This is a genomic window from Mesoflavibacter sp. SCSIO 43206, from assembly GCF_019904215.1.
GTDB classification, from domain to species: domain Bacteria; phylum Bacteroidota; class Bacteroidia; order Flavobacteriales; family Flavobacteriaceae; genus Mesoflavibacter; species Mesoflavibacter zeaxanthinifaciens.
The window spans coordinates 1,746,876-1,767,996 of sequence record NZ_CP063201.1 but is presented as its reverse complement, the minus strand read 5'-3'; the positions used below and the strand labels follow the sequence as shown (position 1 = coordinate 1,767,996).

The 21,121-nt window shown below is 30.7% G+C and carries 19 protein-coding genes; 8 read left to right on the top strand and 11 right to left on the bottom strand.

Annotation, left to right across the window (positions count from 1 at the left end):
- Positions 1-98 precede the first annotated feature (98 nt).
- A complete protein-coding gene (locus tag INR78_RS08120; RefSeq protein ID WP_223076129.1) occupies positions 99-1,862 on the top strand; it encodes an aromatic amino acid hydroxylase in 1,764 nt (587 codons plus the stop codon).
- Position 1,863: 1 nt separating this feature from the next.
- Here INR78_RS08120 and INR78_RS08115 read toward each other — a convergent pair whose 3' ends face one another.
- Complete coding sequence (locus INR78_RS08115; RefSeq protein WP_223076128.1) at positions 1,864-2,616, bottom strand: enoyl-CoA hydratase/isomerase family protein; 753 nt, start codon at positions 2,614-2,616, stop codon at positions 1,864-1,866.
- A 130-nt stretch (positions 2,617-2,746) separates the two neighbouring features.
- Here INR78_RS08115 and INR78_RS08110 point away from each other — a divergent pair, with 130 nt between their 5' ends.
- On the top strand, positions 2,747-3,058 hold the full coding sequence (locus tag INR78_RS08110) for a rhodanese-like domain-containing protein (protein ID WP_223076127.1): 312 nt from the start codon (positions 2,747-2,749) through the stop codon (positions 3,056-3,058).
- On the opposite strand, the gene INR78_RS08105 is transcribed toward INR78_RS08110, so the two are convergent.
- The 9 genes from INR78_RS08105 to alaS form a co-directional block, all read right to left on the bottom strand.
- A complete protein-coding gene (locus INR78_RS08105) occupies positions 3,053-3,652 on the bottom strand; it encodes a DUF4230 domain-containing protein (RefSeq protein ID WP_223076126.1) in 600 nt (199 codons plus the stop codon). The genes INR78_RS08110 and INR78_RS08105 overlap by 6 nt on opposite strands.
- Positions 3,653-3,977: 325 nt before the next feature.
- Positions 3,978-4,619 (bottom strand): response regulator transcription factor, encoded by a 642-nt coding sequence (locus INR78_RS08100; RefSeq protein WP_106676638.1) that lies wholly within the window; start codon positions 4,617-4,619, stop codon positions 3,978-3,980.
- 15 nt (positions 4,620-4,634) lie between these two features.
- The gene (locus tag INR78_RS08095; RefSeq protein WP_223076125.1) at positions 4,635-4,880 is read right to left on the bottom strand and encodes a hypothetical protein; all 246 of its coding nucleotides are present in this window, start codon (positions 4,878-4,880) and stop codon (positions 4,635-4,637) included.
- Positions 4,881-4,895: 15 nt separating this feature from the next.
- Complete coding sequence (locus INR78_RS08090; RefSeq protein WP_223076124.1) at positions 4,896-6,227, bottom strand: hypothetical protein; 1,332 nt, start codon at positions 6,225-6,227, stop codon at positions 4,896-4,898.
- Positions 6,228-6,312: 85 nt separating this feature from the next.
- Positions 6,313-8,124, bottom strand: a complete 1,812-nt coding sequence (locus INR78_RS08085; RefSeq protein WP_223076123.1) for a tetratricopeptide repeat-containing sensor histidine kinase — start codon at positions 8,122-8,124, stop codon at positions 6,313-6,315.
- Positions 8,125-8,266: 142 nt separating this feature from the next.
- Complete coding sequence (locus INR78_RS08080; protein ID WP_106676632.1) at positions 8,267-10,156, bottom strand: PQQ-binding-like beta-propeller repeat protein; 1,890 nt, start codon at positions 10,154-10,156, stop codon at positions 8,267-8,269.
- Between the two features lie 11 nt (positions 10,157-10,167).
- The gene (locus INR78_RS08075; protein WP_223076122.1) at positions 10,168-10,641 is read right to left on the bottom strand and encodes a YbjN domain-containing protein; all 474 of its coding nucleotides are present in this window, start codon (positions 10,639-10,641) and stop codon (positions 10,168-10,170) included.
- A gap of 77 nt (positions 10,642-10,718) precedes the next feature.
- Positions 10,719-11,684, bottom strand: a complete 966-nt coding sequence (locus INR78_RS08070) for a GSCFA domain-containing protein (RefSeq protein ID WP_223076121.1) — start codon at positions 11,682-11,684, stop codon at positions 10,719-10,721.
- Positions 11,685-11,701: 17 nt separating this feature from the next.
- A complete protein-coding gene (gene alaS, locus INR78_RS08065) occupies positions 11,702-14,317 on the bottom strand; it encodes an alanine--tRNA ligase (RefSeq protein ID WP_223076120.1) in 2,616 nt (871 codons plus the stop codon).
- A 172-nt stretch (positions 14,318-14,489) separates the two neighbouring features.
- Here alaS and INR78_RS08060 point away from each other — a divergent pair, with 172 nt between their 5' ends.
- The 6 genes from INR78_RS08060 to INR78_RS08035 all read left to right on the top strand — a co-directional run bounded on the left by INR78_RS08060 (position 14,490) and on the right by INR78_RS08035 (position 18,248).
- Complete coding sequence (locus INR78_RS08060) at positions 14,490-15,461, top strand: M23 family metallopeptidase (RefSeq protein WP_027880294.1); 972 nt, start codon at positions 14,490-14,492, stop codon at positions 15,459-15,461.
- Positions 15,461-15,790, top strand: coding sequence for a MerR family transcriptional regulator (locus INR78_RS08055; protein WP_027880295.1), 330 nt, complete (start codon positions 15,461-15,463; stop codon positions 15,788-15,790). Before INR78_RS08060 ends, INR78_RS08055 begins: the two co-directional genes overlap by 1 nt.
- A gap of 12 nt (positions 15,791-15,802) precedes the next feature.
- Positions 15,803-16,387, top strand: a complete 585-nt coding sequence (locus INR78_RS08050) for a LemA family protein (protein ID WP_223076119.1) — start codon at positions 15,803-15,805, stop codon at positions 16,385-16,387.
- A 9-nt stretch (positions 16,388-16,396) separates the two neighbouring features.
- Entirely contained in the window at positions 16,397-16,837 is a 441-nt protein-coding gene (locus INR78_RS08045; RefSeq protein WP_027880297.1) for a TPM domain-containing protein, read from the top strand.
- Positions 16,834-17,679 (top strand): YgcG family protein, encoded by an 846-nt coding sequence (locus INR78_RS08040; protein WP_223076118.1) that lies wholly within the window; start codon positions 16,834-16,836, stop codon positions 17,677-17,679. Before INR78_RS08045 ends, INR78_RS08040 begins: the two co-directional genes overlap by 4 nt.
- A 92-nt stretch (positions 17,680-17,771) precedes the next feature.
- Positions 17,772-18,248 carry a YgcG family protein gene (locus INR78_RS08035; protein ID WP_223076117.1) on the top strand — a complete coding sequence of 159 codons (477 nt, stop codon included), beginning with the start codon at positions 17,772-17,774 and terminating at the stop codon, positions 18,246-18,248.
- On the opposite strand, the gene INR78_RS08030 is transcribed toward INR78_RS08035, so the two are convergent.
- Positions 18,245-21,028: an outer membrane beta-barrel protein gene (locus INR78_RS08030; RefSeq protein ID WP_223076116.1), complete on the bottom strand. Its 2,784-nt coding sequence runs from the start codon at positions 21,026-21,028 to the stop codon at positions 18,245-18,247. The genes INR78_RS08035 and INR78_RS08030 overlap by 4 nt on opposite strands.
- Positions 21,029-21,121: the final 93 nt, after the last annotated feature.

Sequence of the window (21,121 nt, the reverse complement as noted above, 5' to 3'; positions counted from 1 at the left end):
ACAAAATTAAAAATTTTTATTGACTAATATACTGTTTTACAGCATTCTATTTTTAGTGTAAATTTTAGTATTTTTACATAATAGCAAACCCTATTACAATGAGCTTAAAAAATATCGAAACTAATCCTATCTTAGAGCGCTTACCTAAGCACTTAACGCAATTTATAAAACCTCAAAACTATGAGGATTACAGTGCTATTGATCAAGCCGTTTGGCGCTATGCTATGCGTAAAAATGTAGATTACTTAAGCCAAGTTGCTCATCATTCTTATTTAGACGGTTTAAAACAAACAGGAATTAGTATTGATGCTATACCAAACATGTATGGTATGAATCGTATTTTAAAAGAAATTGGTTGGGCTGCAGTTGCAGTAGATGGATTTATTCCACCTAATGCGTTTATGGAATTTCAAGCTTATAATGTTTTAGTTATTGCTAGTGATATTAGACAATTAGAACATATTGAATATACGCCTGCTCCAGATATTATTCATGAAGGTGCAGGACATGCTCCAATTATTGCAAATCCAGAATATGCAGAATATTTAAGACGTTTTGGTGAAATTGGTTGCAAAGCGATTAGTAGCGCAAAAGATTACGAATTATATGATGCTGTAAGACATCTTTCTATAATAAAAGAAGCACCAAATACGCCACAAGACGAGATTGATAAAGCCGAAAAAAAAGTTGAAAATTTACAACAAAATATGGGTAAACCCAGCGAAATGGCTTTAATAAGAAATTTACATTGGTGGACTGTAGAATACGGTTTAATTGGCACACTTGAACAACCTAAAATTTACGGAGCTGGATTATTATCTTCTATCGGAGAAAGTGCTTGGTGCATGACCGATAAAGTGAAAAAACTACCGTACTCTATAGAAGCTACTTTTCAGGATTTTGATATTACAAAACCACAACCACAACTATTTGTCACACCTGACTTTGCACACTTAAGTTTAGTTTTAGAAGAGTTTGCAAATACTATGGCATTACGTACTGGTGGCGCAAGCGCAGTAAATAAATTAATAGAAAGTAACGCGCTAGGTACAATAGAATTAAGTACAGGTTTACAAATTTCGGGAGTATTTACTAATGTTATAGAAACTAACGGAAAAGTACATTACATCCAAACCACTGGTAAAACTGCATTGGCTAATCGTGATAAAGAATTAGTAGGACATAGTACTTTAGAACATCCCGAAGGTTTTGGATCTCCAATAGGAAAATTAAAAGGTATTAATCTTGCTATTGAAGATATGTCGCCAAGAGATTTACGTGCATATGACATTTATGAAGGTGAAACAGTAACGCTTGAATTTGAAGGTAATATTACCGTAACTGGTGAAATCATTACAGGAACTAGAAACCTACAAGGAAAAATTATATTAATAAGCTTTAAAAACTGTACCGTAAAACATAACGATACGGTTTTATTTAAACCAGAATGGGGACAATATGATATGGCTGTAGGAAAAAAAGTTATTTCTGGATATTCTGGACCTGCAGATTTACATAGTTTTGATCTGATTTCTCATAAAATTAGTAGCAATACCATTCATGAGGAAAAATCACCAGAAAAGCTTGAACTTATTTCACTTTACAAACAAGTTAGAGATTACAGAGAAGGTACAAATAAAACCATTTCTAGAACTAAAGTTTTAGAACAGTTACAAGATAAATTTCCTAACGATTGGCTTTTACCTGTCGAGTTGTACGAATTAGCCTTTAAAGGCAATGAAAAAGAATTATGTACTTCTATTTTAAACCATCTAGAAACTATTAAACAAAACCGACCTAAAATTGGTCATTTAATAGATGACGGCATTAAAATTGTAAATGAAGAAGCTGTTTTAAGTTAAACTATTTATAACTAGCTAGCTTTTCTTTTGTAAAACTACTTAGCACTAATTTACCGCTAATTTTAGCACGTTCTTTAAGTAATACGTCCCAATTTTCGGTGTTTTGCCAAAGTACGTTTTTAAGTTCTGATAACGCTTCTGGATTGTAACTCGCTAATTTATTTGCTAGTTCGATTACTGCTTGGTCTAATTCTTCTATGGTTTCAAAAACATTTGCATAAAGTCCTTTGTCTTTAGCATATTCTGCCGAGTAAAAATTTTCAGCATCAATAGTCATTTGTGAAAATGCGGTTGCTCCTATTTTTTTAGTTACTGCTGGCTCGATTACAAATGGCCCAATACCAATACTTATTTCGCTTAATTTAATAGCTGCATATTTGGTTGCTAAACAATAATCTGTTGCACTAGCCAAACCAACACCGCCACCAACAGCTTTACCTTGTACGCGCCCAATAATAATTTTACCACAAGTACGCATGGCATTGATAACATTAGCAAAACCAGAGAAAAATAAATCTCCTGCTTCTAAATTATCTATCGCAATTAACTCTTTAAAGCTTGCTCCTGCGCAAAATGTACGGTCGCCACCACTTTTTAAAACAATTACTTTTACTTCATCATCGTTACCTGCATTGGTGATTACTTGCGCTAATTCTTTTAAAATAGGACTTGGCATTGCATTATGTTCTGGAGTAAAAAACTCGATAAATGCTATATTATTTTTGGTAGTTTGCTTAACGTAAGACTGAGCCATAAATGATTTTTTAGTTTTTGTAGTTACAAATTTAAGAGTTTAAATTATATCTTTAAGCAGAAGTAACAATTGTTACTAAGAACTATGCTATGTTTTGTATTTTTACATCAATTAAAACAGCAATTAGATTATGGGAATTTTCAGCTTTCTTTTTGGTAATAAAAATGAAAAAATTAAAGACTTTCAAAATAGAGGTGCAATAATTTTAGATGTTAGGTCTAAAGCCGAATATGATTCTGGAGCTATACCTGGCTCTAAACATATACCATTACCAAGCATACAAAGTAAAGTTGCCGATATTAAAAAATGGAACAAACCTGTAATTACATGTTGTGCTAGCGGTATGCGATCTGGTAGTGCTGCAGCTATTTTACGACAAAATGGTGTTGAGACTATAAATGGTGGCGGTTGGCTTAACCTTGCTAAAAAGTTAGGCTTATAATTTTAAATCTTCTACTTTATCTATTACTTTTTGGTTGTATTGCAATGTCCAACCTAAACTATTGGTTAAAATATAGAATTTAGATAGCTCACTAACTAATCTATTCTCTGCATTTGACTTTAAATTAGATGCATTTATCTTTTTAGCTATTTGCTGTTTAACCGTTTTGTTAATAGCGTTATAATCTTCGGCTTGAAAAGGATCTAAAAAATCTGCCTGTACATCGTAATACTCTAATTCTGGATATATTTTAAGTTCTTGTTCTGGTATTTTTGTAATGGTTAGTGTTTTATTTTCTTCGTCTAAATTAAATTCAATTTTACTTAAATCGTATGCAATAGTTACTTCTGCATTTACAACTACTAGTGCTTTTTTTTCAACCTCTATTAAATCTCCAAATACTGCTTTGCTATTTTTATAGCTAAAAACTTCGCTAAAATTACCTTCGGTAACAACTAGCTTACTAACATTTTTTATTTGCTTTTCTATTAATGCAGAATGTTCTTGAATAAGGGTTTCTTCTTTATTAGAACATTTATTTATGATAAATATAACCATTAAAGTTATGCATATTCCTATTACTATTTTTCTCATAATTTAAAGGTAAATAAAAAAGCACCAATGTTTACTATAAACAAATGATGCTTTTTTTATATATAGATTAATAGCCTTGCAAAAATAAATTTATATTGTTGAGGCTAAATGATTTAAATGTTACTAAATTGATAATAAAAAAACACCAGATTTAATAAACTCTTAATAAGTTTATTAATCTGGTGCTTATAGTGAAATATGATTAATAGCTTTATAAAATTAGAACTATCTTTGAGTTTGTATCTTTTTTTTCGACCAAAAGAACATATCTTAGTTTAAGATACTATTTGTAGATTTTATCTTACAAAACAAACTAAAAAAACTTCTAAATCAAATTGTTACGTCTTGCTTTTTGTACAGCTTCTAGTTTTGAGTGCACTTGTAGCTTTGAGTAAATATTTTCTATATGTTTTCTTACTGTAGACGGTGATAAAAACAAATTATCTGCTATAACTTTATAACTTAATCCTTTTGACAATTGCTCTAAAACCTCAACTTCTCTGTTGGTTAAATTAATTTCTTCTTTTGATACATCTTTAAAATCTACTGGATTACGGAGTAACTTTAATGTTTTTAACGCTATAGAAGGATTCATTGCTGCGCCACCATTTAAGGTATCTACAATACCATTAAATAACTCATGTGGATTAACATCTTTTAATAAATACCCATCTGCTCCTGCTTTTATGGCGTTAAAAATATTCTCGTCATTATCAAAAACCGTTAGCATAATTATTTTTATTTGAGGATACTTTTGTTTTACAGCTAATGTTGTTTCGATACCGTTTAAGACAGGCATTTCTATATCCATTAAAAGCGCATCTAAATTATGATCTTTATCAAGTTTTTCTAACAAATCTGCACCATTATTGGCGGTATATTTTACTTGAATTTCTTCGAAAAAAGAAAGCTTCTCTTTTATTGAAGAAATTAAAAAACTGTTATCGTCTATAATGGCTATTTTCATTAGTACTTTTTTTAATTAATTTGAAATTTCCTTTAGTAAATCAACCTGTTCTTTAATAATATTTAGTTTGAAATTTAACAACTTATAGTTATAATCTTTATCAAAAATAAGTTTAGTGCTTTTCTCATTTTCAAAGTTTAAGTTAGTATTCAAACTATTTATAATATAATTATGACGCTGTTTTTCTTTTTTTATAAATTGAAAATGCCAGATTAAAATAAATACTAAAGTTAACGTAAATAAAATTATTAGTGTTTTCATTTTTCATCTGTTAAATTATTCAATTAAATCAACATTACAATAGTCTTTATCCTGATATGTTACATTTACAAGTTGTTGTGTTACTATTGATATATTTAAATCTGTAACATCAACCATAAAATCTGAAACAGAAAAACCTGATACATCTGTAAAATTATAGGGAATTAAATCTATGTTATAATTTAAAAAATTTAAGTCTGCTATTGAAATTTTAGTGCAAATTTGGTTTGGATTGTAATTAAAAACACCAATATATTCTGATTGTGTTACAACACTACCTTGTGACTGAAATTGTAAAAAATTACCTGTGCTTTGACTAAACACACTACCTTGATGATATTTATTTGAAAGCAATTGACCTTCTTCATTAATAGAATAAGTTATTAATCCTCTTAAATAGTATTTATTAAGACCAAACTCTTCTATAGAAATACCACCAGGACTAAAATTTGTACCACCTTGAGTATTATCTATTGAAAATTGATGATTCCAATGGTCAATCAAATTTCCGTTTAAATCAAAAACCATATAACCTCCAAGTCCAGTCGCATCATATTGAAAAGTATTATAAGGCCAAATTATTTTATCTGTACTTGTAATAATTGGTACAGAAGAAGTTAGCAAAGCATCTGGTCTAGTATCTGGCGCTTTCTTTATAAAAACAATATTTCCTTGCCAATCAAACTTTGCAATTATAGCATCGCTACCTAATCTACCAAATGCATAAAACCCATCTGCAACAGCTACATTTCTTAACCAGTGATAAGTTGTGTTATTTTCTATTGCCTTAATTAATAGTCCTGTTGTTGCATCAATAATAAACATCCATTGCATGTTACACACAACTAGTTTATTATTTTTTATATTACTAATTGAGTTGTAATAGTAAGAATCGTAATAAGGCAACGAGTAAAAATCGTATTTTTTTTGCCAAACAACATTTAAACTATCATTTAACCTAATAGCAAAAACACGACCAGAGTTAACATTAGAGCTACTAAAAACAGTACCGCTAATTAATAAATCTCCTGACTGATCTAAATAATAATGATGAACATCTATATCTCCATTAATTTGAATTGTATTTAGTTGATTAGTTTGAAAATTTAAAAATGAAACTGTCACAAAATTTTCTCCTAAGTTTTGCTTAGCAATGAAAATTCCGTTTTCATTTTTAGCTTTAAAACCGTCTAATCTATTAATATAGGCTTGACCATCAAAAAGTAATTGGTTAGCATTAGAATTTATAGACGAGTTATTATTCTCTACTTCATCATCAGAAGATTTTGAACATGAAAAACACATCAAAATTATTAAAAGCAAAAACAGAGTAGCAGGCTTTTTCATTTATAAAATTTATTAGTTTTTTATACTATCAAAGCTACTATTACATAGGTGATTTTAAAATAAGGCACTTGCCCTATTTAAACACTTACATTTCAAATTTTATGGTGATTTCTGTTCCTTGGCTGGAAGATTTCATATCAAAATCTGCATCAATTTCGTTAGCTCTTTTCTTCATTGATGACAAACCATTTCCTGCTTCTATAGTTGATTGATCAAACCCAACACCATTGTCTATAATCGAAATTTTTAAATCACTACCATCTATCTCAAAATTAACCACAATTTTAGTTGCTTTGGCGTGTCTTACTGCATTATTTATTGCTTCTTGTATGATGCGATATACGTCTATTCCTTGAAGTGAATTAAGCTTAACATTATCTGTATCCTTAGGATAATTAAACTCAAAATCAATACCTAATAAAGAGGTTTTTGCAGCTTCTATAAAGTTGGTGGTTCTTGTTTTTAGGTCTTCAAAAGTAATTTCTTCTTTATTCATTGCCCAAATTGTATCGCGCAAATCTGTGATTGTACTTCTGGTAAAATTACCAATAGAATCGAACTTATTGTAAAGTTTTTCTTTGGTAAACTCAAAATATTTTAAGTTGTCTAAAGACGAAATTATAAAGGTTAACTGAGAACCAATATTATCGTGTAAATCTTTAGAAATAGCTAATCGTTGTTCTTGTAAATTATTTTGATTTTCAATTTTTATTAAAGCCTCTTTTAATTCGTTTTCTTTAATTATTTGTTTGTTTTTTAAGCGTTGTTGTTTATAAACTAAATAACCAATTAACCCTAAAAAGAAAGCTAAACCAAATGCGTAGTAAGTTATGGTGGTTTTTCTCTTTATTTTTGCTTCTTTAATTAATATATCAGATTTTGCTTCTGCTAGTTGTTTTTCTTTTTTTTCGGTTTCAAATTGTATTTGGAGTTCTTCTATCTTATTTTGAGTTGCTACATTGTCTGTACTATCCTTTAAAGCTTGAAATCTTTCATTAAAGCCTAAAGCCTCCTTGTATTTATTTAGTTTTTTATAGCATGTAGCTATATTTTGATAACAGTATTTTTCTAAATGTTTGTACTTGTATTTATTTGCTAATTTTGCACAGGTTTTATAATTCTCTATAGCTTTCTCGTAATTTCCTTCTTGTTGAAAAATTTCTGCGACGTGCACAAAATTTACAGTAATTCCATAATTATCTGCAATCTTATTTCTTATAACCGAAGAGCTATCTACATAGGTTTTTGCTAAGTCATAATTTTGCTTTTCGGCAAACGTATTAGCTATATTTGCGTAGCTATAACCAAGCCCTATACTATCTTTTAACTGCTTCTTTATAGCTAAAGATTTATATTGATAATATAAAGCGCTATCAAGTTTTTTGTCCATACTTAGCAATACGCCATAATTATCATATACTGGATTTAAACCTTCTAAATCATTTTCAATTTCTAGTAGTTTTATTCCTTTTTGCATGTAATACAACCCTTTATCTAAGTCTCTAGTTTTTAAGTTGTAGCCTAAACCACCGTAAGCTATACCTGCTTTTGTATTGTTCTTTTTATGTTCAAAAATTCTTATTGCTTGCAAAGTGTACTCTAATCCTTGATCAAATTTATTTTGATACGATTTAAGTTGACCGTATTTAAACATAATTTCGCCTAAAGCAATACTGTCGTTTATACTTTTAGAAAGTTCAATTCCTTTATTAAATAATTGCTCTGATTTTTCTAGCTCTGCGACAAAACTTCCGTAGGGAATTTCAATAATAGTATTTAAAGCTTGTTTTGGCTTTTGGGTTTTAATTTGGTTGCTTATACTATCTAGATATGTGTTTTGATCTTGAGCAAAGAGATTAAATCCTATAAAAAAGAAAAGAAAGAAAAAACGATTCATGCAAGTTATTTTTAGACTTATAAAGTAAGGTGATAATTATTATATTTCAAAAAAAGCTAAAAAAATAAACACCAACTTATAAGTAAAACTTATTTTAATGTTGGTGTTTACAGATTAATAGCGCGTTTTTAGTATTTACATACTATAATTTATATGCGTAGATGGTGCTTTTATTGGCTTTATAAAATAGCACACCTGCTACTTCGTCTACTTGATATTCTGGTTTTTTGTCTTTAAGAATAATTTCTTTATCCACATTACCGTTGTCTTTATTTACTTTAACTAAGCCAACGCCATCATCTAATTTAGTTAGAATGAATTGTGAATTTTCGGTAGCTGCGGTTGCTTTAAAACGTTTTGACATGATTTTAAAAGACTCGTCTGCTATAGAGGCAAACATATCTGCAGCTCTTTTGTTTTCTTTTCCATAATCATTGTAGTTATCTAGATTATTAGCACTACCGTATCGTGTTTTATTTAAACCTGCTTGATAAGAATGCGCCATAGTTAGTGCTGTAGATGCAACAGCTACTACGCCAGATAAGGCTTTCATGAAACCGCTTTTTGATGGTGATTTATAGTATTTATGATACACTTCGTTACCATCTTTATCTAATACCATCATATTTTGAGATGAAGCTAAATAGATATTTCCGTTTCTCATTTCCATTTGGTTAGCGTCTTCTTTTTCGTCAAACTTTACTTTTGCAAAATCTTGTGTATCACCAGAATTTGCATCAATACTAAAAATAGTACCATCTGCAGCAATTAAATATCTATTATTATCGGCATCAAAAGTTGACGCTACAGAAGCTGAATTTTTATATTTTAATGGCTTATCCCAAACTTGCTCACCTGTTTTTAGGTTTACAATATTTGCATCTTCGCTAGTTATATAAATTAATCCTTGAGGAGAGTTTGCCATAACCATTATATTTTCTCCTGTTTTTAATGGCTTTTTAAATAACGTTTCTCCTTCAAAAGAAATCTTATTTATTCCTCCTTGCTGGATTCCGAATAAAATCCCATCATCCTGCACATAAAAGTGCTGCACATAACCTTTAGTTTTTGGTGCTTTTTCCCAAAGATCTTCTCCTGTACTAGCGCTTAAAAAAGCGATTTCAGATTCGTTTTTTTGAGAGAATACACTTTTATCTCCGCCATCACTTTTGTTACTAACAACAGCTATACCTTGCGGTAATATTTCAAAATTAGATACAATTCCTTTTACTTTTCTATCGTCTTGCCATAGCTCTTTTCCATCTGCTCCAATTTTATGTATTCTTGTGTTTTTTCCGTTTGTTGTGGTTTCAAAACCATAAATTTCTTTTTCAGATTTATCAGACACCATCCAAGCTACTCTTTTAATCTTGTTTGTCCATAAATCTTCTCCTGTATGAGATTTTGCAATTAAACCTTGAGCTGTTGGAATGATTAAAAAATCTTTTAATAATAATGGTAATCCTGTTACACTAAAATCTTTAGCTACACCTACTCTGCCTGGTTTATCTAAAAAGAAACTGTAATCTAATTGTTGTGTGCTTAAATCGTAAACTGCAACTTTAGGTGTCATTTTTTCGGCTTTTGTGCCTGTTTTTTGGATACCACTAACTACTAATTTATTGTCTGGTAAAAAGATATTACATGTGTAAACTTGATTCCAATTATCATTATCTGAGTTAAAAATCACTTTTCCTGTTATGTAATTAATAACTGCTCTTTTAGTTTTTGTAATACCTGCTAATTTAGAGCCTGCACCTTGTGATACTATGATATATGGCGAATCTTCTACAAAAATAGTTTCTTCTGGAGTTAACTTACCAAAATTATTAAATGTAAATGTTGGTGTGCTAGTTTCTGGGTTTATTCCTACTAAACCATCATTTGTTGCAACTACTAAAATGCCACCAACAGTTAATGTCATTTCGTTAATTGTTGCGCCTAAATCGTAAGAATTGTTAGGTTGCTCTGCTTTTTGTGCCAATGATAATTGAACACAAAAAATAATTAAAAGTAGATTAATAGCTTTCATAACTTCTTTAATTAAAACACAGTCTTATTTACATCTTTTTGTAAAGCCAAGGTTACTCCGCTTTGAAATAACTTTACAGCACTTACAAAGGTTTTGTCAGAAAACCCATTATCTATCCAAAAGTAATAGTAGAATGATACCGTATGAGCAGATTCGTTATAATAACATTTAATCATTATCACTTCTTTGTTTACGGTATTAAACACCTCTAAAATCTCGTCTTTTTTAGCACCTTTTTTTACAGTATAAACACTATTAATACTTATATATCTTTGTTTAGGATCAATATCTAAGTACATTGTTTGACTGTCTTTTATTTTTATAAACGTGTCTTTAACGTCCAACACATCCATATAGGCATTTTCAAAAATAGTTTCTAAGTATTTAGGTGTTACATTATCTGGAGATGATAATTGTCCTTGAGCAAAGGATTGCGTTGCTATACACATTAAAAAAAGCAACATTAGTTGTTTTAAAGTTTTCATTTTGTTTCGATTTTAAATTATGATTCAAAATTGAAATAAAACAACAAAAATGTAAATACGTCATTTGGCGTATTTTACTAAAAATCAATAAAAGGGAAAGATTTTTTAAGTGTTTCTTTACGTTTTTTTAACTGAAGTAAAAACTGCTGATGCGCTTCTGAAGAAGCATTAAAAGGTTTATGAGACAACCCTTTTTGGATAGCTTCGACGTCTTCCATAGTTGATTTTGCACTAGAAGAAACCCAAGTATTTAAAAACTTATCCCAAATATAATCTACTGCTAATGGACTTGGATGTAACATATCTTGATTGTAAAATCTATAATCTCTTAACTCGTCCATCATAATCTCGTAAGAAGGAAAATAATTTAAGTTATGTTTTTTGGATTCATGATTTTTACTTAAAAACTCATGAATAGCAGTAATTAAATGCGATTTACTTCTTGTATTTTCTATAAAACCATCTTTAATATGCCTAACAGGAGATACTGTAAAAATAAATTGAGCTTTAGGATTAACTAGACTAATTAATGAAACTAAGCTTTGTAGGCTTTTTTCTATTTGAACTGGTGATAATAATTCTTTTTTGAAGTTTTTCTGAGGAATTTTATGACAATTTGCCACAACTTGTTGAGTTTCTAGAAAACGATATATCCAAGCAGTTCCTAGCGTAATAATTATGTGTGAAGCTGATTTAAGTTTAAGTTTAGCATCAACTATCGTATCATTTAATGTAGAAAGAAGTTCTTCTTTAGAATGATTACTAAAAATTGAATGTGCATTTAAACAATGAAACTGTTCGTTATTAAATAATACATCTTTATCTGTAAATATTTGATCGGTTAATGCTTTTTTTATTAAAGTTTCAATCGCTAAAGGATGAAACAAAATACCTAATGGGTTAACTGTATACTGAAACTTATAATAATTAAATTTTTCGGCAATGTTTTCTGCAAAACAAGACCCTAACAATACCACTTTAGAGTTATAATTTATTTGGTTATTAGGTATAACCTGAAGTGGTATGTTGGTTTGTAAGTTCATATATCTATAAAAGTAGATTATGCCAAATAAGCTTCTACAGCAGATAAAGCAGCATTAATACCATCAGGGTTTTTACCACCTGCGGTAGCAAAAAATGGTTGTCCGCCACCGCCACCTTGGATGTGCTTACCTAACTCTCTAACAATGGTTCCTGCGTTTAAACCTTTACTTTCTACTAAGTTTTTAGAGATATAACAAGATAAGATTGCTTTACCGTTATTTTCTGCTCCAAATAATAAAAACAGGTTATCAAATTGACTACCTAATTCAAAACATAAATCTTTAATTCCGGATGCATCTAAATCTAATTTTTTAGCTAAGAAATTAATGCCATTAATTTCTTTAATTTCAGATTTTAACTGTCCTTTTATATTTTGAGCTTTATCTTTTAATAACTGCTCAATTTGTTTTTTTAAGGCTGTATTTTCTTCTTGTAAATTTTGAAGTGCTTTAACTGGTTCTTTAGCATTATTAAGCAAATCTTTCATTTCAAAAAAAGCACGATTATTATCATGAAAATAGCTTTTTACAGCATCGTTTGTTATAGCTTCTATACGTCTTATTCCTGCTGCAACAGCACTTTCTGACACGATTTTAAAATGCCAAATATCTGCTGTATTATTTACATGTGTTCCACCACATAATTCTATAGACTGTCCAAATCTTATAGTACGTACTGCATCACCATATTTTTCACCAAATAACGCCATAGCACCTTCTTCTATAGCTTTTTCCATTGGTACGTTGCGTTGTTCTTGTAATGGTAATTTACTTTCTATTCTTGCGTTTACAAAGTTTTCTACGTCACGTAATTCTTCAACAGTCATTTTAGAAAAATGAGAAAAGTCAAAACGTAAGTATTTACTATGCACTGCACTTCCTTTTTGTTCTACATGATCACCTAAAATTTCGCGAAGTGCTTGATGTAATAAGTGTGTTGCTGTATGATTACACTCGGTTCTATAACGTTGTTTAGCATCTACAGTTGCTTTAAACTTCTCTGTAATATTAGCTGGTAAATTTTTAGTTAAATGTATAGCTACATTATTCTCCTTTTTTGTGTCTAAAATGTAAACCACATCGCCATGAGCGTCTTCTAAATAGCCTTTATCACCAACTTGTCCACCACCTTCTGCATAAAATGGTGTTAAGTTAAATACCAATTGGTACATCTCTCCATCTTTATTTGAGGTAACTTTGCGATATTTAGTGATTTTTACGTTAGTTTCTAGAGTATCATAACCAACAAACTCTTGTTCTTCATCTTCAATTAAAATGGTCCAATCGTCAGATTTTAATTCTGATGCTTTTCTTCCTCTAGATTGTTGTTCTTCAAGACGTTTTTTATAGTCTTCTTTATTGTACGTAAATCCTTTTTCACGTAAAATTAAATCGGTTAAATCTTCAGGAAAACCGTAAGTATCTTTAAGCTCAAATACTTTAGAACCTGAAATTTCTTTTCCTTTAGCAGTTTCAACAATACGATCTAGAATTGTTAAACCTTGCTCTAACGTACGTAAAAAAGAGGTTTCTTCTTCTTTAATTACGTTTTCTATTAGTTGTTTTTGAGCTTTTAGTTCTGGGAATGCTTGTCCCATTTTTTCAACTAAAACATTAACTAAACGGTAAATAAAAGGTTCGTTTTTATCTAAAAAAGTAAAGCCATAACGTACTGCACGACGTAAAATGCGTCTTATAACATAACCTGCACCATTATTACTTGGTAATTGCCCATCTGCAATAGAAAAAGCTACTGCGCGCACGTGATCTGAAATAACACGAATAGCAACATCTATTTTATCTTCTTTACCATAATCTTTATGCGTTATGGTTTCAATTTCTCTAATTAATGGCGTAAATACATCGGTATCATAATTTGAAGTTTTGTTTTGCAACACCATACATAAACGCTCAAATCCCATACCTGTATCGATATGTTTGTTTGGTAATTCTTCTAGGCTTCCATCTGCTTTACGATTGTATTGCATAAAGACAAGATTCCAGATTTCTACCACTTGTGGATGATCCTCGTTAACTAAAGACTTACCGTCTACTTTTGCTTTTTCTTCAGCAGAACGAATATCTACATGAATTTCGCTACAAGGTCCGCAAGGTCCTTGATCGCCCATTTCCCAAAAGTTATCTTTTTTATTTCCTTTTAAAATTCGGTCTTCGCTTATATATTCTTTCCAAATATCATAAGCTTCTGTATCCATACCTAAGTTATCTGCATCATCACTACCTTCAAAAACAGTGACGTAAAGTATGTCTTTATCTATTTTATAAACTTCGGTTAATAATTCCCAAGCCCAAGCAATTGCTTCTTTTTTAAAGTAATCGCCAAACGACCAGTTACCTAACATCTCAAACAACGTATGATGATAGGTATCGTAACCAACCTCTTCTAAATCGTTATGTTTACCAGATACTCTTAAACATTTTTGAGAATCTGCAATACGATTATTTTTTGGCTGTGCATTACCTAAAAAATATTCTTTAAAAGGTGCCATACCCGAGTTAACAAACATTAAGGTTGGATCATCTTTTAAAACCATTGATGCAGAAGGCACAATGCTATGCTTTTTGTTTTTAAAAAAATCTAAAAAAGTAGAACGAATGTCTTGAGAATTCATATTTATATTTTAATACTTGCCTTTTTTAAAGCGTTTTACACCAAAATAAAAGACTTTAGTTTTATTTACTTAAATTTAAACTGAAATATTTTTGTAAGTTTGCTCGTTACTGTTTTGATTAAAGCCCAACTTAAATCATATTTTTAACAGCAAAAATAGTATAAATTAAGGAATGAGTAAGGTAAAATATTATTATGATTCTGAAACGCTTTCATATAAAAAAATAGAGCGTAAAAAAAGACGTACATTTAAGTTCATCTTATTGTTTCTTTTAGCTAGTGTTTTATTTAGCTTTTTACTTGTTTTTATAGCCGGTCATTACATAGAATCGCCTAAAGAAAAAGCATTAAAACGCGAGTTGGCGAACTTAGAATTTCAATACGAATTGTTGAATAAAAAAATGAGTCAAGCCGAAACTGTTTTAGCCAACATCGAAGAGCGAGACAATACCATTTACAGATTATATTTTGAGGCCAATCCAATACCAGAAGAACAACGCAAAGCTGGTTTTGGTGGTGTAAACCGTTACAAAAAACTTGAAGGTTTTGATAATTCTGAATTAATTATAAATAGCAACAAGCGTATTGATAAACTTTTAAAACGTATTGTAGTGCAATCTAAATCTTTAGATGAAATTGCTGTTTTAGCTGAAGAAAAAGAAAAACTATTAACATCTATACCGGCAATACAACCAGTTAACAATAAAGATTTAACCAGAATGGCTTCTGGTTACGGTATGCGTTCTGACCCATTTACTAAACAACGTAAAATGCATTGGGGAATGGATTTTACCGCGCCAAGAGGCACACCTGTTTATGCTTCTGGAGATGGTGTTGTGGTAAGAGCAGACAGCAATAGTTCTGGTTACGGAAAACATATTAGAATAGACCATGGTTATGGTTATGTTAGCTTATACGCACATCTTTACAAGTATAATGTGCAAAAAAACCAAAAAGTAAAACGCGGAGATTTAATTGGTTTTGTAGGTAGTACTGGTCGTAGTGAAGCACCTCATTTACATTACGAAATCTTTAAAGATGACCAACGTATTAACCCAATAAACTTCTACTACGGTAGTTTAACTCCTGAAGAGTTTAGCAAATTATTAGAACGTGCATCTTTAGAAAACCAATCTTTAGACTAATGATAATTGATTTACCTGAAAAAAGATATTATTCTATTGGTGAAGTCGCCAAAGCTTTTGATGTAAACACGTCTTTAATACGTTTTTGGGAAAAAGAATTTGAAGTTTTAAAACCCAAAAAAAACGCTAAAGGCAATCGTAAATTTACACCAGAAGACGTAAAAAACCTTCAGCTTATTTATCATTTGGTAAAAGAACGCGGGTTTACTTTGGAAGGAGCAAAAATTCATTTAAAAGAAGAAAAGAAAAAAACACTCGATAATTTTGAAATAATCGCTAAATTAGAAAGTGTAAAAAACCAACTTATAAAACTAAAAGAACAACTTTAAAACCAACACATCATGAAAAAATGGCTTGTACCAATTATCTTAATTGCACTAGCAGTTATTTTTGGAGTAAGAGTATACAACTCGACAATAGGATTAGAAGAAAATGTAGAAGAAGCATGGGCTAAGGTAGAAAGCTCTTACCAAAGACGTAGTGACCTAATTGGCAACCTTGTAAAAACAGTACAAGGTGCAGCAGATTTTGAAAAAAGTACATTAGAGTCTGTAATTAATGCCAGAGCAAAAGCAACATCTATAAATATAGACCCAACAAATATTACTCCAGAACAGTTACAACAATTCAATCAAGCACAAAGCGGTTTAAGCAGTGCTTTATCTAGATTATTAGTAACTGTAGAACGTTATCCAGACTTAAAGGCTAATCAAAATTTTTTAGAACTACAAAGTCAATTAGAAGGTACCGAAAATAGAATTAATGTAGCAAGAGATAGGTTTAATGAAACGGTAAAACCTTATAATAAACATATAAGAACTTTCCCTAACAATCTACTTGCTGGTATTTTTGGTTTTGAGAAAAAAGCTTATTTTGAAGCAGAAGAAGGAAGCGAAAAAGCTCCTGATGTAGAATTTGATTTTTAATAAAACGCGATGTCTTTAGACGTAGAATCTTTTTTAACCGCTAGTGAAGAACAAGACATTGTTGATGCTATTAAGTTAGCAGAAAAAAACACGTCTGGAGAAATACGAGTTCATATAGAAAACACTTGTAATGCACATCTTGAAGAACGTGCTTTAGAAGTGTTTTCTGTTTTAAAAATGCACAACACCAAAAACCGAAATGGTGTCTTAATTTATGTTGCTGTAGACGATCATAAATTTAGCATTTACGGTGATCAAGGTATTAACAAAGTAGTGCCTGATAACTTCTGGGACGAGACAAAAGATATCATTCAAAAGCATTTTAGAAACGGTAACTTTAAACAAGGTCTTGTTGATGGCATTATACACGCTGGCGAAGCATTAAAAGCACATTTTCCTATAGAAGATGATGACACAAATGAGTTAACCAATACGATTTCTAAAGGATGAAAATAAGTAAACAGTTTATAAAAAACAGTGTATTTATTTTAGCACTATTATCGTTTAGTTTTGGATTTGCTCAGTTTGAAATCCCTAAAAAACCAGATTTTCAAACTAGTGTTTACGATTACGTAAACTTATTATCTGCATCAGAAAAAAACACACTAGAAAACAAACTAGTTAAATACTCTGATAGTACTTCTACACAAATTGTTGTTGCAATAATTGCATCTACAAAAGGTGAGTATATTAATTATTTAGCGACAGAATGGGCGCATAAATGGGGAATTGGTCAAGCTAAAGAAGATAATGGTATATTTATTTTATTAGCCAGAGATGACCGTAAAATAATGATTGCAACGGGTTACGGCGTAGAGCACTTATTAACCGATGCAATGTCACGCAGAATTATAGAGCGAGACATAATCCCTTATTTTAAACGTAATGATTATTATGGCGGTTTAAATCGTGGTGCAGATGCTATTTTTGAAGTCTTAAAAGGTGAATATCAAGGCACAAGAAAAAGTTCTGGTGGTGGTTTTCCTGTTGGTGTCATTTTCTTTTTGATTATCATCTTTATAATTATTCTTATTTCAATATCAAAACACAAACGTAATGGTGGTGATGGCGATCATTTTGGTGGTGGCGGAAATAGCACACGCGACATCTTAGAAGCCATTATTTTAAGCAATTCTGGTCGTGGTGGCTACAGACGTAGCTCTGGTGGATTTGGTGGTGGATTTGGAGGATCTTCTGGTGGTGGATTTGGTTCTGGTGGCTTTGGCGGCGGTTTTGGTGGCGGTTTTGGTGGCGGCGGTTTTGGCGGCGGTGGCGCTTCTGGTGGTTGGTAGTAAGGTTTACAGTCGCGATCGTATTTTTAGTTTCATTAGCAGACAACAAATTCAATTTCAACTAGTTCTAAATTTCAATATAAATTCTTTAGATGAAATATTTCACTTTTATATTAGCCTTCGTTTTTTGTATTTCTTGTAAAACAAAACCTCAGCAAACCTTAAAACATAATCAAGCAGTTGTCCAAGATTATGCTAATGTATTTTCTATAGTTGAAGAGGATTCGCTTACTAATTTCATTTTAAATTATGAAAAATTAACTACTAATGAAATTTGTGTAATGACCATAGATTCTTTACCTGCAAACACAAAAGCACTTAGACATGCAACAAATATTGCTCAAAACTTAGGTATAGGAAAAGCAGATAAAAACAATGGTCTATTACTTTTAATTGCTAAAAGTGACAGACAAGTTGCTTTTGCTACGGGTTATGGTACAGAATTGGTTTTAACAGATAGTGTTTGTTATCATTTAATTGAATCTACACTAATACCGAATTTTAAAAATAAACTGTATTATAATGGTGTAAGACAAGTGTTAGATTCGGTTAAGACTAAATGGTATTAATCTATAAAATACATACTGCTATCTCCACTTTCTCCTTTTGGACCTAGGCTATTAAACTTCCAACTAAAGTTAAGCATAAAATATTGCCTTAAAACGGTACTTTGCGTGTCTTCTATATAATCTAAAGTTGCGGTACGTCTTGCGTTGGTGTTTTGGTTTAATAAATCATAAACTTTTAAGGTTAGTAATCCTTTATCTTTTAAAACAGAATAAGACACACTTGCATTCCAGAACCAAGCATCTTTTTGAAATCCTTCGGCAACATTTGGATTGTAATTATATGCTATATCGTTTCGCCATTCAAAACCTTTAGGTAAGAAAAATGCAGTATTTAAATCTAAATTATGAGATGTGAAATTTCTGTCTTCAAATGTATCAATATCGTATTTATTATTTGTTAACGATATACGGTAACGAGGTCTAAATTCAAACACATTATTGTGGATGTAATCAAACCCTACGTTTGGATTAAAGCCCAATCTTTTACTAGAATATTGTACATCGTTATTATAGTTTATGTTTTCAGAAAAATTTCCCCACATACCTACTCTAGCTCTAAAACTTCTTAAAGAATCTATTTTGAATTTTTTTCTGAAACTACCACCAAAATATCCATTTTTGTTACCATTTACATTATCGTAAGTTGTTATTCTTGTCAAAGTTTCTGGATCTATGGTTGTTCTTGACACTATAGCATCATTAGTTATTGTAAAATTAGAATAGAAAAAGAAACCTGTTTTTTCTTGCCAATTAAACGAGTTAAAGTTAGCGTAAACACTATGAGAGTTTGTAGGACTTAAGTTTGGGTTACCTATTACTGTATTTAAAGGGTTAGAAACATCTTCAAAAGCTTGAAGTTGTCTTAGTGCTGGCGGTCTATTACTTAAGTTATAACTAACATATACTGTAGAGTTTTTACTAAAGCTATATCTAAAGCTAGAGTTAAGCTCTACAGCTTTAAAGTCTCTTTCTACATTAAACTGTGGTCTTAATCCATCGTTATTTTTTAACGTTCTTGCTACATAATCTGCACCAAATCTTGCAAACCATTTTTCTTTTCTAATACTTAACTCTATACCTGGTGAGTTTCTTGTATCTGTATACTCAAAGTCTGTACTTAATGCTAGATTAAAATCGTCATAAGCATTTGTGGTGTTATTAAAATCGAATGTACTCTGCTTATTTTCATCCTTATTATTTTGATATTGATAACCAAACTTTACAAAGATTTCTTTTGCTTTTATTGGTAATCTATACTCTAAGTCTGCTCTTAAATTTGTGCTGTTATTATCGCCATCTGTAAATTGATCTCTAACAATAGTTTCTGGGTTTGTTCCAAAAACTTCAGCAACTGAGTTTATGTAGTCATCACTTTCGTTATTGTTTATACTATTATCTAAATTTAATCTTAAAAACGCACCTTTGTTTCCAAACTTTTTGGTTGCACTAATTTCGTTTGTAAAATTGTTTGCTTGATTTTCTACAAAGGAGTTTAATGATGATTGGTTTGTCAGTACTTGTTCTTCGTCTAAAGTTTCGTCGTTACTTACGTAATCTGTGTTTGTTTTGGTGAAAGAAAAACGAGGTCTAACGTTAATCATAAAGGTGGTGTCTATTTCAATTTCAAAATCTGCATTTGCCGTATGCGAATTAGATTCGCTTACAGACCTTGATCTAGAGTTTGTAAAAAACCTAGAGTCTGACAGAATTGTTTCTCTTTGAGAGTTAGATTCATTTTCCGAGCTACTTCCTGAATAAAAATAATCTGCAGATGCTTCTAATGCTTTACCGTAATTATCTGCAAAATTTGCTCCTGCTAATTTTGAGGTCGTTATACCTTGTCCGCCTCCAAATTGTCTTCCGTTAATACTAAAAGAGCCATTACTGTTCCATGATGTGCTACCGCCACCTCCAAACATTTTTTCAATTTCTCCAAAACTAAATCCTGGAGAGTTAATGTTATTACCACCTACTAACGCACTAAACCTTTGGTCGTTATTAAAATGATTAAACATACCTGCAAATTCGTAGCGTTTGTCTGTTCCTGCTCCTGCTGCAACGCGACCAAAGACACCTTTATTGTTTTCTTCTTTTATAGTAAGGTTTATGGTTTTGTTTTCGGCATCACCTTCTTCTCCTGTAAAAGCTTCACTTTTAGTTTTTGTATCTACAACTTGAATTTTCTCAATAATTTCTTTAGTTAAGTTTTTTGTTGTAATTGACGGATCATTACCAAAAAACGGCTTACCGTTTACTAGGATTTGATTTACTTCTTTTCCATTTACGGTAATTGTGCCTTCTTCATCTACTTCTACACCTGGTAATTGCTTAAGTAAATCTTCTACTGTTGCGTCTTTTTTTGTTTTAAAAGACTTTACATTAAACTCTAAAGTATCTTTTTTTATGGTTACTGGAGCTGATGTTTTAATTAAGACTTCATCTAAAGCGTTACTGCTAACTTTAAGTTTAATTTCACCTAACTCTATATTATTTTTGTTTATAGCTATCTTTTGTTTGTAAGATTGATAACCAACATAAGAAACTAGAAGGTTTAGATTCTGATCTGATGTTTTATCTTCTAATTGAAAACTACCTTCTTTATCTGAAATAGTATAAGAAACAAGACTACTATCCTTTTCTCTTTCTAAATAAACAGTTGCTGCTTCTAAAGGTGTATTATCTTCTTCGGCTACAATTTTTCCTGAAATTTTAAAGTCTTTAGATTGACTAAACGAAAGTAAACTACATAAAATAGTTACTACAAAAAGTAATTTACGCATTTGGTTGTTTTTGATTGATAATAGCATGTCTAGTTAGGAATGCTAACTCTAAAAAAAACGAAAATATACTTGTTGTAGTATTTAAGCTCTTAA